This window comes from Clostridium sp. NSJ-49, from assembly GCF_014287725.1.
GTDB lineage: Bacteria > Bacillota > Clostridia > Clostridiales > Clostridiaceae > Clostridium > Clostridium disporicum_B.
Window position 1 is genome coordinate 21,259 of the sequence record NZ_JACOOP010000019.1, and the last position, 13,624, is coordinate 34,882.

The 13,624-nt window shown below is 28.5% G+C and carries 14 protein-coding genes and 1 other annotated feature; of the genes, 13 read left to right on the top strand and 1 reads right to left on the bottom strand.

Annotation, left to right across the window (positions count from 1 at the left end; genetic code table 11):
• Positions 1-5: 5 nt before the first annotated feature.
• The 3 genes from H8S10_RS08525 to H8S10_RS08535 are packed head-to-tail and all read left to right on the top strand — an operon-like array spanning position 6 to position 1,915.
• Positions 6-428 carry a hypothetical protein gene (locus H8S10_RS08525; RefSeq protein WP_055264491.1) on the top strand — a complete coding sequence of 141 codons (423 nt, stop codon included), beginning with the start codon at positions 6-8 and terminating at the stop codon, positions 426-428.
• A complete protein-coding gene (gene cax / locus H8S10_RS08530; protein WP_186838577.1) occupies positions 397-1,482 on the top strand; it encodes a calcium/proton exchanger in 1,086 nt (361 codons plus the stop codon). Before H8S10_RS08525 ends, cax begins: the two co-directional genes overlap by 32 nt.
• A gap of 10 nt (positions 1,483-1,492) precedes the next feature.
• Entirely contained in the window at positions 1,493-1,915 is a 423-nt protein-coding gene (locus H8S10_RS08535; protein WP_070205651.1) for a hypothetical protein, read from the top strand.
• Between the two features lie 95 nt (positions 1,916-2,010).
• On the opposite strand, the gene pssA is transcribed toward H8S10_RS08535, so the two are convergent.
• The gene (pssA, locus tag H8S10_RS08540; protein ID WP_055264487.1) at positions 2,011-2,532 is read right to left on the bottom strand and encodes a CDP-diacylglycerol--serine O-phosphatidyltransferase; all 522 of its coding nucleotides are present in this window, start codon (positions 2,530-2,532) and stop codon (positions 2,011-2,013) included.
• 216 nt (positions 2,533-2,748) lie between these two features.
• Here pssA and H8S10_RS08545 point away from each other — a divergent pair, with 216 nt between their 5' ends.
• From H8S10_RS08545 to H8S10_RS08590, 10 genes are all read left to right on the top strand, one after another.
• Positions 2,749-3,630 carry a YegS/Rv2252/BmrU family lipid kinase gene (locus H8S10_RS08545; protein WP_186838578.1) on the top strand — a complete coding sequence of 294 codons (882 nt, stop codon included), beginning with the start codon at positions 2,749-2,751 and terminating at the stop codon, positions 3,628-3,630.
• A 68-nt stretch (positions 3,631-3,698) separates the two neighbouring features.
• Positions 3,699-4,340 (top strand): hypothetical protein, encoded by a 642-nt coding sequence (locus H8S10_RS08550; RefSeq protein WP_186838579.1) that lies wholly within the window; start codon positions 3,699-3,701, stop codon positions 4,338-4,340.
• Positions 4,341-4,834: 494 nt separating this feature from the next.
• The gene (locus H8S10_RS08555) at positions 4,835-6,091 is read left to right on the top strand and encodes a CBS domain-containing protein (RefSeq protein WP_055264481.1); all 1,257 of its coding nucleotides are present in this window, start codon (positions 4,835-4,837) and stop codon (positions 6,089-6,091) included.
• 65 nt (positions 6,092-6,156) lie between these two features.
• Positions 6,157-6,394: a binding site (T-box leader), on the top strand.
• Between the two features lie 112 nt (positions 6,395-6,506).
• Positions 6,507-7,415 (top strand): cysteine synthase A, encoded by a 909-nt coding sequence (gene cysK, locus H8S10_RS08560; RefSeq protein ID WP_055264479.1) that lies wholly within the window; start codon positions 6,507-6,509, stop codon positions 7,413-7,415.
• A gap of 218 nt (positions 7,416-7,633) precedes the next feature.
• Positions 7,634-8,224, top strand: a complete 591-nt coding sequence (epsC, locus tag H8S10_RS08565) for a serine O-acetyltransferase EpsC (RefSeq protein ID WP_186838580.1) — start codon at positions 7,634-7,636, stop codon at positions 8,222-8,224.
• 2 nt (positions 8,225-8,226) lie between these two features.
• Entirely contained in the window at positions 8,227-9,213 is a 987-nt protein-coding gene (gene queG, locus H8S10_RS08570; protein ID WP_186838581.1) for a tRNA epoxyqueuosine(34) reductase QueG, read from the top strand.
• A gap of 52 nt (positions 9,214-9,265) precedes the next feature.
• Positions 9,266-9,910, top strand: coding sequence for an endonuclease III (nth, locus tag H8S10_RS08575; protein WP_055264473.1), 645 nt, complete (start codon positions 9,266-9,268; stop codon positions 9,908-9,910).
• 211 nt (positions 9,911-10,121) lie between these two features.
• On the top strand, positions 10,122-11,720 hold the full coding sequence (locus H8S10_RS08580; protein ID WP_186838582.1) for an amidohydrolase: 1,599 nt from the start codon (positions 10,122-10,124) through the stop codon (positions 11,718-11,720).
• A gap of 257 nt (positions 11,721-11,977) precedes the next feature.
• Positions 11,978-12,484: a ferritin gene (locus H8S10_RS08585; RefSeq protein WP_055264469.1), complete on the top strand. Its 507-nt coding sequence runs from the start codon at positions 11,978-11,980 to the stop codon at positions 12,482-12,484.
• A 128-nt stretch (positions 12,485-12,612) separates the two neighbouring features.
• Entirely contained in the window at positions 12,613-13,530 is a 918-nt protein-coding gene (locus H8S10_RS08590) for a D-alanine--D-alanine ligase (protein ID WP_186838592.1), read from the top strand.
• Positions 13,531-13,624: the final 94 nt, after the last annotated feature.

Below are 13,624 nucleotides of genomic sequence, written 5' to 3' on the forward strand. Positions count from 1 at the left end.
AAGTTATGTATATATCAATGCCTAGGGACTTTTTTGTTCCTGTTATGTATGATTATAAGGAAAATTTAGGGTTGTTAGATAAACGCACAACAGAAATGAATCGAGAGAGTACTGGTGAAGAGAAAGTTAATCAGGAGTATTATAAAGCATTACAAAATAAAGAGGCCACTTATATAAAGCCTGGTAGTAAAGAAACAAATGGACAAGAAGTTGATGAAGAATATTATAAGGCATTACAGGAGAAAGAAGCTACTTATGTGGAGGCAACTATGTACAACTCTATAGATGATGAGTATATAAATAGTGCTACAAATAATAAAGATAAATATATAAATAAAGGAGAAACAAAAGAAAATTATAAAGGATCAAATAGTAGAAGTGTATATAGTGATATAGATGATGAGTATGCTAGAGGCTTTAAGAGATAGGAAAACAAGAGATAGCATAATTCTATTTATAATTTCATTAGGGTGCTTCTTTATTAATACAACTAATATAGTATTAGGATTAGTAATACATTCAATTGCAATGATTCCCCTTGCCTTTATGCTTGGGGAATTCACTTCTAGTATTTCAGAATATATAGGAGAAAAAAAAGGAGGATTATTAACAGCTACTTTAGGTAATTTACCTGAAATAATAATGGGAATATGGTCATTGAGATTAGGGCTTATTTCTATGGTACAAGCTGCTATGATAGGATGTATAGTTAATAATATGCTCTTAGTACTTGGAGTTTCAATATTATTAGGTGGATTAAAATATAAGCAACAAACTTTTAATAAGAATAATGCTAAAACAAACTTTAGTATGTTGTTATTAGCTATGTCATCTATGGTAGTAATGGCTTGCATAAATAATTATTCAAGTATACCATCTGAAACAGTAATAAAAATAAGTGCTGTAGTATCAATAATTTTAATATGTGTATATTTATTAGGGTTAATATATTCATTATATACACATAGTAATTTAATATTAGGAGATGACAAAACTGAAAAAATAGAGGAGAAGAAATCAGATAAGATAGAGTTAGTTATCTTACTAATAAAAATATTTGTTATAAGTTTGGCTATATACTTTTTGTCAGAAAAGGTAATAAATGATGCTAATATTATTATAGAGAATTTTAATATATCCGAAGGATTTATGGGGATAATATTAATTCCTGTTTTGGGTAATATAGGAGAGAATATTTCAGCTATTATGTGTGCTGTAAGAAATAAAGTAAATTTAAGTTTGGAGATAGCTATAGGTTCAGGAATACAAATAGCATTATTTGCAACTCCAATTCTAGTATTAACAGCTTTTTTACTAGGAATACAAATGGCCTTAGTTTTTTCAGTACTAAATATAATAATAGCAGGACTAGCTATTTTTATGTCATATATAGTCTTCGTTGATGGTAGTACTAATTGGTTTGAAGGAATAGTATTAATAGCGGTATATGTAATCATAACTATATGTTACTTTTTTGTGTAGGAGGTAGCTAATGGGATATAACAAATTAATACACGAGTATTATATAAATTTAAGTAATTTAGCTAGTTTATTAAAAACATTAACAGACTCCTATAGACTTTTAATTGGAGGTGCTTTTGAATTGAATAATATACCAGAAGCAAGGACAAAATATGTCAAAGAAGCTGTTAATAGAGCAGATAAACTAGGAGATGAAATTGATCATTTGATAGATTTGCTTGAAGAGTGTGGGGAATCGTACTATAAGTATGTAGCAGTTATGAATGATTATATACTGAAAAATGGTAATACTGACCTTATTTTAACTGAGGTGGATAGTGATTTACAATTTTCAAACTCACCAGGAGTTACTAGTTCAGGAGGATTTAACAGCTCACCTGGAGGTAACTATGGACCTAGACCTAAAGAAGAGCCTAAAAAAGATAAGAATTAATGGTTAATAGAAATAATTAATACTTTAAGTTTTATAGTGATTTATGTTTAGATTATTAATTATAAAAAGCTGTGCATATGCACAGCTTTTTATAATTAGAATTTTTTTAATTTAAAATTACTAACCATTAAATAAGAAAATACAATCATAAGAAGCATTGGTATAACTGCAGACATATTTACGTTTATAGTAAGTAAAATAAATAAAGCCATAAAGCATCCAGCAATAGTTATTGGCACTCCTGCAAATACACCATCAAAGGTAGATACATTATACCTAGCTAGTCTAAAAGCACCACATATTGGAAACGTTAGTAGTACTATAAATCCAATTAGGCTTGTAGGTCCTACACCTTTAAAATTAAATAATAAAAAAGATAGAATTGATGGTGCTACACCGAATGAAACTAAGTCAGCTAAAGAATCTAATTCCTTTCCAAGCTCACTACTTGCATTAAGAAATCTCGCAATTCTCCCATCATATCTGTCTATTAATCCTGCTAAAAGTATAAAAATGCTTGCTAATGCGTAATTACCGTCTATTGTGGATAAAATTGAACATATGCCTAAAGATAAATTAATAAAAGTAAAAGCATTAGGAATATAAGATCTTTTCATATAATCACTCCCAAAATAATTCCAAATTAATGATATATAATTATAACATAATACCTAATAAAATATAATACTATAATTTGTAATCATATAGAAAAGCTATATTTATATAAAGATTATTTACAAAATATTATTAGTAATATAATGATTTATAAAAGTTAAGTATGTTATAATTTAATATATGTAATATTTTAGTAAAGATACTAGGGAGGTAGAGCTGTGAGATATGTAAAGTTTATTTACAATCCTTACTCAGGTGAAAATTTAATTCTTTCTAAGGTAGATAAGGTTATAAGTATTCATCAAGATGCTGGATATACTATAGTTCCGTATAGAATAAGTAGAGACGAAGATGTTTCTGAGGCTTTTAAGGATGTAAAAGATTTTGATTATAAATATGTTTTAGTAGCTGGTGGAGATGGAACAGTTGATTCAGTTGTTAATGCGATGGCAAAGCAAGGTATATCAATACCTATAGCAATTTTACCAGTAGGAACAGCAAATGATTTCGCTAAGTTCTTAGGTATACCTTCAGATATAGAAGAAGCATGTAATAGGATTATAAATTCACATATAACTACAGTAGACTTAGGAAGTATAAATGATAAATACTTTGTTAATGTAGCAAGCACAGGGCTTTTTACAGATGTATCACAAAAAACAGATGTAAATATAAAAAATACTATAGGTAAATTAGCATATTACCTAAAAGGCTTAGAGGAGTTACCAAACTTCAGAAAGCTAAAGGTTAAGATAAACTCAGAGAATGTTAACTTTGAAGGTGAGATGTATTTCTTATTAGTATTTAATGGCCAAACAGCAGGTAACTTTAAGCTTGCTACAAAGTCTGATGCTAAAGATGGATTGTTAGATGTGATAATATTTAAGGCAATACCTATAATGGAATTAATACCTCTATTTATAAAGGTATTAAAAGGGGAGCACTTAGACTCAGAAAATGTAATATATTTCAAATCTAAGGAAATTCATATTGAATGTTATGAGGATATAGTTACAGATATTGATGGAGAAAAAGGTCCAGATTTCCCATTAGATATTAAGTGTATAAAAGGTGGACTGAAAATTTTAGGTGTAAAATAGATTAATAAAGAATAATTTACAAAATAAAATAATAATTATAAATAACAGCACTATGAAAGGAACATATTATGTTAAATTTTGCTTACCTTTTAACTCTGATATTTATAATTATTTTTATTTTATATTTACTAATAATAAATAAAAATAAATGTCCTAAAAAAGTGAAAACATTTTTCTGTATTACATTTGCATTATTATTTATGAGATATATAGCAGTTTTAATAGGGACATTAATAGAATCACAGACAATAGTATATTTTTTAAGAGGTTTTATCTTACTTAATTATCCTGCTATACCGTTAGTAGCATTAGGTACAGCATATATATTTTTAAGAAATGAAGGTACAACATTTGATTATAATTTTATATTTATGGCTATTTTATTATTACTATATATAGGCGAATTATATTTGTACAAGGTAAACATAAATATTAATAATTCATTTGGATTTATAATAACTTTCAAAAATAGTTTAACACCAAATCTTATTTATTTAATTATAATTGCATCTATTGCAATAGTAGCACTGCTATGTGTAGACAAGCCGTATTGTAATAAATGGGGAATGAAACTACTTACAATAAGTCTTATGATTACTATAGCTGAATTCATTATTTTCCTAGGTGGAATAAAGGTATTTCCTTATCCGTTTATAGGAGATATATTAATTTTATTAGTTAACTATAAAGCGTTAAGAACTTTTAAATAATATAGTATATTTTAAATAATGAAAAAGAGGTATCGTAATAAAAAATTATCACGATATCTCTTTTTTAGAATAGATATAAAAAATAATATAATAAATTAAATAGGTAATATAAATATTTCAAATATAAATCAAAATTTGTTGCCTTTCAAGGTTTCTATAATATAATATTAGTATATGAAATGCCCAGCTAATGGGCATTTTTAATTGCATTTAGAATAGCACTTAATATGCAAATGTGCTAATAAAAACTTTATTGTTTAGTATATAAAAAATTTGAGGCTAATTCAGAATCAGATTATATACACATATTGTTAAAATACTACTAGCTAAGTTGCTAGAGATTTATTTAGAAAATTTACAGGTGGTGAATTTAAGATGGAGGGTGTCCCTCAGAGTATTAAGTTAGAAAAATCAAATAATAGTATAGAGGGAATTACTTTAAGTTTTAAATTATTTGAATAAAGTTATTCTCTCTAAATATAGGAGGAAACTTTATGAAAAAATTATCAGTACTACTATTTAGTAGCATTTTAGACAAGAAGATATATGACGAATTTGATGAGGTATTAGGTACATTAAAGGATATTTATGTAACTACAGATGAAGGGTATCCAAGAGTTATAGGATATAAAGTGAAAAGAGATAGGTCAACATTTCATTATGAATTTAGAAGTGTAATCTTTTTACAAAATGATAATAAAGTAAAGATAATGACTAGAGGGAGCAAAGAGATACTGCCGAGAAGATACTCTTATCTTTTATCAGAGCATCTTTTAGATAAAAAAATTGTAGATATAAATGGAAAGCAAGTTGTAAGAGTTGATGATTTAAGAATTGCTGAGATAGCTGGTGAATATAGAGTAATAGCGGTAGAGACTGGGCCAATGGCTAGAGCAAGAAGATTTGGACTTTTAAACGTTGGAAAGTTAATATATAAAACACTTCATAAGGATTTTGAAGATAAGGTTCTTATGTGGGATGATGTTGAATCTTTAGAAATGGTAAATAATAATTTACAAATTGCTATACCATATAAAAAACTATCAACATTACATCCAGCAGATTTAGCAGATATATTAGAGGACTTAGATTCAAATTCAAGAAAGAAAATTTTTGAATTCATAGATGAAGATTTAGCAGCGGATGCCTTAGAAGAAATAGATCCTGAATATAAAGGTGCTATAATTAAAGATATAAGTGAAGCTAAGGCTGCAGAATTATTAGAAAATATGCCTAATGATGAGATAGCAGATTTCTTAGATGAACTAGATGATGATGAGAGAGAAAAGATTCTTATAAATTTGGAAGCTGAAGATGCTAATGAAGTTAAAGAACTTTTACAGTATGATGATGAAACTGTAGGTAGTATAATGAGTAAAGAATTTATTTCTTTCAATATAGATATAACAATAGGTGAAATTATTGAAATTCTTAGAGAGACTGAACCAGAAGATGAGCAGTTAAACTCAATATTTATAACAGATGAAGATGAAAGAGTGTTAGGAATATTAACACTTAAGGATTTGATAATGAATACTCCTGAGACAAAGGCTAGAGAAGCTATGAATGAAAACACTAATGTTATAAGACATTTTGTTGATATAAATGAAGCTATAGAAATAGTATCAAAATATGACCTATTATCTATCCCTGTAGTTGATGACAATGATGTCTTAATTGGATCAGTAAATACTCATGACTTAATAGATGAGTTTTTATACCCAATGTGGAAAAAGAAAAATAAATTTTAAAAAAGTGTTTACAAAATTTGAGAAAAGCATATAATAAAAATATAAAACAGAGTTAAATAGTAAGAATTGAAACTGTGAAAAAGGAAAGTAGTATAAAGGAAGGTTACAGAGAGAAAAGGATGCTGAGAACTTTTTGCCAGTAATTTATAACGAAGTGCCCTTTGGAGTTTAAGCCTGAAATAATAGTACGGTGTTACGGGTTCACCCGTTATAGTGAAGAGGTATGATTGTACCTTTATTGAGTGGGATTATTTTTATATAATCCAAGTAGAGTGGAACCACGGATATTTTATCGTCTCTAAGTTATAGAGGCGTATTTTTTTTATAAAAATTCCTAGGAAAATTATTATTATATAATAAAAGAAATTAATTTTAAATATATATAAAAGATATGTGTAGAGAAAGGGGAATAATTATGATTTATAATTCAATGCTAGATTTAATAGGAAAAACACCAATTTTAAAGCTAAACAATATGGTAGGAGAAAATAGTGCTGATGTATATGTTAAGTTAGAAAAGTTTAATCCAGGTGGTAGTGTTAAAGATAGAGCTGCTTTAGGGATGATTGAAAAAGCAGAAGAGTTAGGAATATTAAAAGAAGGATCTACAATAATAGAACCTACAAGTGGAAATACAGGTATTGCAATTGCTATGATAGGACGAGTAAAAGGATATAAAGTAATTATAGTTATGCCTGAAACTATGAGTAAAGAAAGAAGAGATTTAATCAAGGCTTATGGAGCAGAACTAATTTTAACTGAAGGAGCAAAGGGGATGAAAGGGGCTATAGCAAAAGCTACTGAGTTGGTAGATAACTATGGATATTTCATGCCACAACAATTTGAAAATATAGCGAATCCAAATAAACATTATGAAACTACAGCAGATGAAATATTAGAAGATATTAAAGATTTAGATGCTTTTGTAGCAGGAGTTGGGACAGGAGGTACTATTACTGGAGTAGCTAAAAAATTAAAAGAAAATATAAAAACATTAAAGGTTGTAGCTGTAGAGCCAGAAAAATCACAAGTACTGGCAGGAAAAGGACCAGGAGCTCATAAAATTCAAGGAATAGGTGCAGGATTCATTCCTTCAATTTACAAAGGAGAATATGTTGATGAAATAATACCAGTTTCAGACCAAGATGCGATAAATACAGCAGTTGAATTTGCTAGGAAAGAAGGAATACTAATAGGGATATCATCAGGAGCGGCACTTTTTGCAGCATTACAAGTAGCTAAGAAATTAGGAAAAGGCAAAAAAGTACTAGCTATAGCTCCAGATGGAGGAGAAAAATATATATCTATGGGAATTTATGAGTAAAATACAGAGTAATTAGGAGAAATGTTCGGCTTTGCTTAAGAGAAATATATGCTAAAAGCAGGAATAAATGTTTGACTAAGTAAAAGAGAAATATGTTTTTGTATTATGGAAAAATGTCTCATTGAATAAATGAGAAACATATATGCTAGAGGCGTATTTCTCTGGCAAAGTGATATTTATATTTCGAGAGTAGCTCATACCAAAGGAGGGGTATTAGATTGTTTAAGAATTTGAGTCATGATTTGAATAATATAATGGAAAAGGATCCTGCGGCTAGAAGTAAGATTGAAGTATTTTTGTTATATCCGTGTGTTCATGCACTAATTTCATATAGAATAGCTCATTTTTTATACTCTAAAAAGTTTTTCTTTATGGCAAGACTTATATCACAATTAGCAAGATTTTTTACTGGCATAGAGATACATCCAGGTGCTAAAATTGGTAGAGGGTTGTTTATAGATCATGGAATGGGTGTAGTAATAGGAGAAACTACTGAGATAGGTGATAATGTTACTATATATCATGGAGTAACTTTAGGGGGAACAGGAAAAGATAAAGGTAAGAGGCATCCAACTATAGGAAATGATGTTGTGATAGGATGTGGAGCTAAAGTCTTAGGTCCAATTACAGTAGGGGATGGAGCTAAGATTGGAGCTAATGCTGTAGTTTTAAAAGATGTTCCAACTGGAGTTACAGCAGTAGGAAAAGCAGCAAAAAATTTAGTTAGAGTTGTTAAAAGCAACCCGGAGATAGAAACAGAAAAAAATAATGAAAGTAAAAAAAATATCTATAATGATATGGTGATTTAAGAATGATTAAAGAAAAAATAGTTAAGTATTGTAATTCGATAGGTTTAGATACTATTGGTTTTGTAAAGTGCAGAGTTTTTGAAGAGTTACGTGAGTTTTATTTAGACAGAAAAGAAAAAGGTCTAGAAAATGAATTTGAAGAAAATGATATAGAAAAAAGGATTAATCCTAATGTATATATGGAAGATGGGAAAACTATTATTTCTATAGCTTTCCCATATTATATGGGAAAAGAGGATGTTGATAATGGATTTTCTGTTTATACAAAGGGATATGATTATCATAGAGTAGTTAAAAGCTACTTAGATAAAATATGTACATATATAAATGAATTAGGAGGAAAAGCTATTCCTTTAGTAGATAGCAATTCACTTCCAGAAAGATATATAGGATTTTTAGCTGGACTTGGTATAATAGGAAAGAATAATATGATTATAACTAAAAAGTATGGTTCATATGTTTTTTTAGGTGAGATAATAACAGATTTAGAAATTTGTTGTAGAGATGCAGGAACTTTTGAGGATATTCAAAAGTATAATGGTTGTAATGAATGTAAAGTTTGTATAGATAATTGTCCAACAAAAGCAATTATGACAGGAAGAAAAAATCCTAATATATGTTCATCATACATAACTCAAAAAAAGGAACTTTCTAAGATAGATTATAAGCTTATCAAGAATAGAATTTTTGGTTGTGATATTTGTCAAAATACTTGTCCTTATAATAAAGAAATTAGCTTTTCTAATTTAGAAGAATTTAAGTCATTAGACTTTATGAATACAGCTGATATAAAATATTATGCTGATTTAAACAATAAAGAGTTTAAAGAAAAAATATCTAAAACCTCTTGTGGATGGAGAGGTAAAAACGTCATAAGAAGAAATGCAATAATTAGGTTACATAATGAAGGAGAAGACATTGAAAAATATAAAGGAGATTCTCTAATGATAAATAATTGCATTGATGAGATTAAAAGAATTAACAATTAGGAAAGATAAAATTATTATTTTTAACTTTTAAGTTATTAGAAAGGTGATTATTATGAAGCAAAGAACTAAAGCAATTTTAGATATATTAAAAGAATTATACCCAGATGCCAAATGTGAATTAGAGCATAATTCACCATTTCAACTATTAGTAGCAACTATACTTTCAGCCCAAACTACAGATAAAAAGGTTAATGAAGTCACTGAAACTTTATTTAGAGATTACCCAGATTTAGATGCTTTTTTAACATTATCTATAGATGAACTTGAAGAAAGAATAAAACAAATAGGACTTTATAGAAGCAAGGCTAAAAATATAATGATAATGTGTAATCAACTTAAAAATAATTTTAATGGTGAAGTTCCTAAAACTATGGAAGAGATAGTGACTTTAGCAGGTGCAGGGCGTAAAACTGCAAATGTAGTTTTATCAAATGCTTTTGGAGTTCCTTCAATAGCTGTAGATACACATGTATTTAGAGTTTCAAATCGTTTAGGATTAGCAGACTCGGATAATGTTTTAGAGGTTGAAAAGCAACTACAAAAAGAATTACCTAAAAAGGAATGGAGTCTTGCACATCACCTTCTAATATTTCATGGAAGAAGATGTTGTATTGCTAGAAACCCAAAATGTGGAGAATGTAGGCTGCAAAGTAGATGTAAATATTACAAGGAATTGAAAAAGAATGGAAAGTTTTAAAAAGAATACTATTATTAAGAAACACTTTTTGTAAAGAAGTGTTCTTGTTTTTATAAGTATAAATTAATAGATTAATTACAATTTGTTCTTACCAAAAGTAGTATAATTCAAGTAGGTAAGTTATTTAAGTTATATTAGGAATTTAAGGGGAAGATATTAAAAAGAGAAAGTAAAAATACATATAGGTATATTTTACTAAGGAGGATTTAAGATGATAAATAATGAAAAGTTATATTTCAATGGTGACATATTGACTCTTGAAGATGATTTATATGTTGAAGCTATTCTAGTTAAGGATAGTAAGATATATAAATTAGGAAAAAAAGATGATTTAATTAAGGAAGCAAGTAAAGAGGTAGAACTAATAGATTTACAGGGAAAAACTTTAATGCCATCATTTATAGACCCACATAGCCACTTTTCTGGATATGCAAGCTCTTTTTCGCAAGTAGACCTTAAAGAAACTACAAGTTTTGCAGAAGTTGCAGCAGCTATAAAAAAGTTTATTGAAAAAAATAATATACCTGCAGGTAAGTGGATTCAAGGTGATGGATATGACCAAAACTTTTTAGTAGAGAAAGAGCATCCAACTAGAAGATTATTAGATAAAGCAGCACCAGATAATCCAATTATAGTAAAGCATAAATCAGGTCATATGGGAGTTTTAAATACTATGGCTTTAAATGAATTAAGAATTACTAATGATACTCCAAATCCAGAGGGTGGAGTAATTGGCAAGAAGGATGGAGAACCTACAGGATATATAGAAGAAGCTGCTTTTATGGAATATATTCAAAAGCTTCCTATGATGTCTAATGAAGAGTTTTTCGGTAATTTAATGAAGGCTCAGAATTCATATGCAAGTAATGGAATAACAACTGTTCAAGAAGGGTTTGTAGTAGAACAGCTAGCTCCTATTTATCAATTTTTAATACAATCAAAGATGCTTAAAGTAGACTTAATAGGATTCTTAGACATATCTAATGCTAGTGCATTAAAAGAAAAGTTTGCTAGTTGCTTGAATAAATATGATAATCACATAAAGATGGGTGGATACAAAACTTTCTTAGATGGTTCACCACAAGGACGTACAGCTTGGATGAGAACTACATATTTAGGAGAAGAAAAAGACTATTATGCTTATGGAACAAAAAAAGATGAAGAATTAAAGCAATATTTAGAATTAGCATTAAAAGATAATATGCAGATTTTAGTTCACTGTAATGGTGATGCTGCATGCCAACAATACATAGATCAATTTGAACTAGCAAAGCAAGAAACTCAATCATCAAATGATATAAGACCTGTTATAGTTCATGCACAATTATTAGATAGAGATCAATTAGATAATGTAAAAAAACTTGGAATGATACCATCATTTTTTGTTGCTCACGTATATCATTGGGGAGATATTCATATTAAGAATTATGGTATGGAAAGAGCGAGCAGAATAAGCTTAGCTAAATCAGCTCAAGATAAGGGAATAATTTATACATTCCATCAGGACTCACCAGTTATAGAGCCGAATATGTTAGAAACTATATGGTGTGCAGTTAATAGAATAACTAAAAATGGAGTTTTATTAGGTAATGATGAGAGAATAAGTCCATTAGATGCTTTAAAAGCTGTAACTAAGAATGCAGCATATCAATATTTTGAAGAAGATATTAAAGGGACATTAAAGGAAGGAAAGCTAGCAGACTTAGTTATATTAGATAAGAATATCTTAAAAGTTGATCCAATGAAAATTAAGGATATACAAGTTGTAGAAACTATAAAAGAAGGAGAGACTATCTTTAAGAAAAGATAGTTTTAATAGCGAGAGTAAGCTATATAAGTAAAGTGTATAGCTTACTTTGTTCATGAAAGTTGTTATAGTTCAATTAATAATGAACTATATAAGTAATCTTTATTATATAAAAATTAAAATTATAAGAGTATGTTTATCATTTAATGAATATGGTATATAATAGTAACAGATAATGTTATAATTTTTTATTAAATTAACATAATATTTATTATATACAATAGTTAAATTAATCGTTAAATATAAGGGGGTTAAAAGAAATGTTAAATGAAAATTTATTAAAAGCTCTTAATGAGCAAGTAAATTTTGAATTCTATTCTTCTTACACATATCTTGCTATGGCTGGATACTGTGAATCTTTAGATTTAGGTGGATTTGCAAACTTCTTCAGAGTCCAAGCTAAGGAAGAATTAGATCATGCAATGAAATTATACGATTACGTTTATCAAAAAAATGGTTCAATTGAATTAGAGCATATAGATAAACCACAGCCAAAGTACGATGGAATAATTGATGTTTTTGAAAAGGGATATAAGCATGAGCAACTTGTAACTAAAAAGATTTATGAGTTAACAGATATTGCTTATGAAGAAAGAGAGCATGCTACAATTAGCTTACTTAAATGGTTTATAGATGAGCAGGTTGAAGAAGAAAATAACTTCAATGCTTTACTTAAAAAGGTTAGAAGAGTTGAAGGAAATCCAGCTGCATTATATCTAATGGATGATGAGCTTGCTAAGAGAGTTTATGTTCCTGCAACAGTATAATAATATTGAATTTTGATGAAGTAGCACAATGTTTACTTCTATTAAATAATATATAGTGTTATAATTATAAAGACTTGTAAATACAGGTCTTTATTTTATAAGTAAGTTTAAATTTGGAGGCAAAAATGATTAAAGTTGGTGTTATTATGGGTGGTATTTCTTCAGAAAGAGAAGTATCATTAAAAAGTGGAAATTCGATAGTTGAGAATATAGACAGAAGCAAATACGAAGTTGTGCCAATAGTTATAGATAATAAAGATGATATAATAAATAAAGTTAAAGGAATAGATTTTGCTTTATTAGCATTACACGGAAAGTTTGGTGAAGATGGAACTGTTCAATCAGTACTTCAAACTTTAGATATACCATATTCAGGATGTGGACCAATAAGCTCAGGTGTATGTATGGATAAGGACCTTACAAAGAGAATATTAGTAGCTAATGGAATAAGAACTGCTAGATGGATAAATGTTTCATCAATAGAAGAAATAGATTATGACAAGATAGAAGAAATGGGATATCCTGTTTTCGTTAAGCCTACAAATGGAGGATCAAGTGTTGCTACTTTCAAAATAACAAAGAAAGAAGATATAGAGAATGCTGTTTTAGAAGGTTTAAAATGGGATACAGAAGTTATGATAGAAGAATTCATAAAAGGTGATGAAATAACTTGTCCTGTATTCGACAAGAAGATGTGGCCAGTTATAGCAATAAGACCTAAGGAAGGAGCAGATTTCTTTGATTTTACTCAAAAGTATTCAGAGGATGGAGCTGAAGAAGTTATAGTAGAACTTGAAGAAAATCTTCATAAAGAAGTTGAAAAGATGGCTATAGGTACTTACAGAGCATTAAAGTGTGAAGTTTATGCAAGAGTAGATATGATAGTAACAAGTGAAGGAGTTCCTTATATATTAGAAGTTAATACATTACCAGGAATGACGGCTGCTTCGCTTTTTCCAAAGAGTGCCAATGCTGTTAATGTAAGCTATTCAGGGCTTATAGATATGATTATACAAACATCTTTAAAGGTTAAGAGAGCTATATAAAATAGTAAATTAGATATAAAAGTTAAAAATGCGCAGATGGGAGATTGACGCAAAAAATCAGCATGGCTAACTTTAGCTAAAAATATTTAAAGAA

Excerpts from the sequence above, each read along its gene's own strand:
- H8S10_RS08525 (WP_055264491.1), top strand. The coding sequence starts at position 6 with ATGTATATATCAATGCCTAGGGACTTTTTTGTTCCTGTTATGTATGAT.
- cax (WP_186838577.1), top strand. The coding sequence starts at position 397 with ATGATGAGTATGCTAGAGGCTTTAAGAGATAGGAAAACAAGAGATAGC.
- H8S10_RS08535 (WP_070205651.1), top strand. The coding sequence starts at position 1,493 with ATGGGATATAACAAATTAATACACGAGTATTATATAAATTTAAGTAAT.
- pssA (WP_055264487.1), bottom strand. The coding sequence starts at position 2,532 with ATGAAAAGATCTTATATTCCTAATGCTTTTACTTTTATTAATTTATCT.
- H8S10_RS08550 (WP_186838579.1), top strand. The coding sequence starts at position 3,699 with ATGTTAAATTTTGCTTACCTTTTAACTCTGATATTTATAATTATTTTT.
- H8S10_RS08555 (WP_055264481.1), top strand. The coding sequence starts at position 4,835 with ATGAAAAAATTATCAGTACTACTATTTAGTAGCATTTTAGACAAGAAG.
- cysK (WP_055264479.1), top strand. The coding sequence starts at position 6,507 with ATGATTTATAATTCAATGCTAGATTTAATAGGAAAAACACCAATTTTA.
- queG (WP_186838581.1), top strand. The coding sequence starts at position 8,227 with ATGATTAAAGAAAAAATAGTTAAGTATTGTAATTCGATAGGTTTAGAT.
- nth (WP_055264473.1), top strand. The coding sequence starts at position 9,266 with ATGAAGCAAAGAACTAAAGCAATTTTAGATATATTAAAAGAATTATAC.
- H8S10_RS08580 (WP_186838582.1), top strand. The coding sequence starts at position 10,122 with ATGATAAATAATGAAAAGTTATATTTCAATGGTGACATATTGACTCTT.
- H8S10_RS08585 (WP_055264469.1), top strand. The coding sequence starts at position 11,978 with ATGTTAAATGAAAATTTATTAAAAGCTCTTAATGAGCAAGTAAATTTT.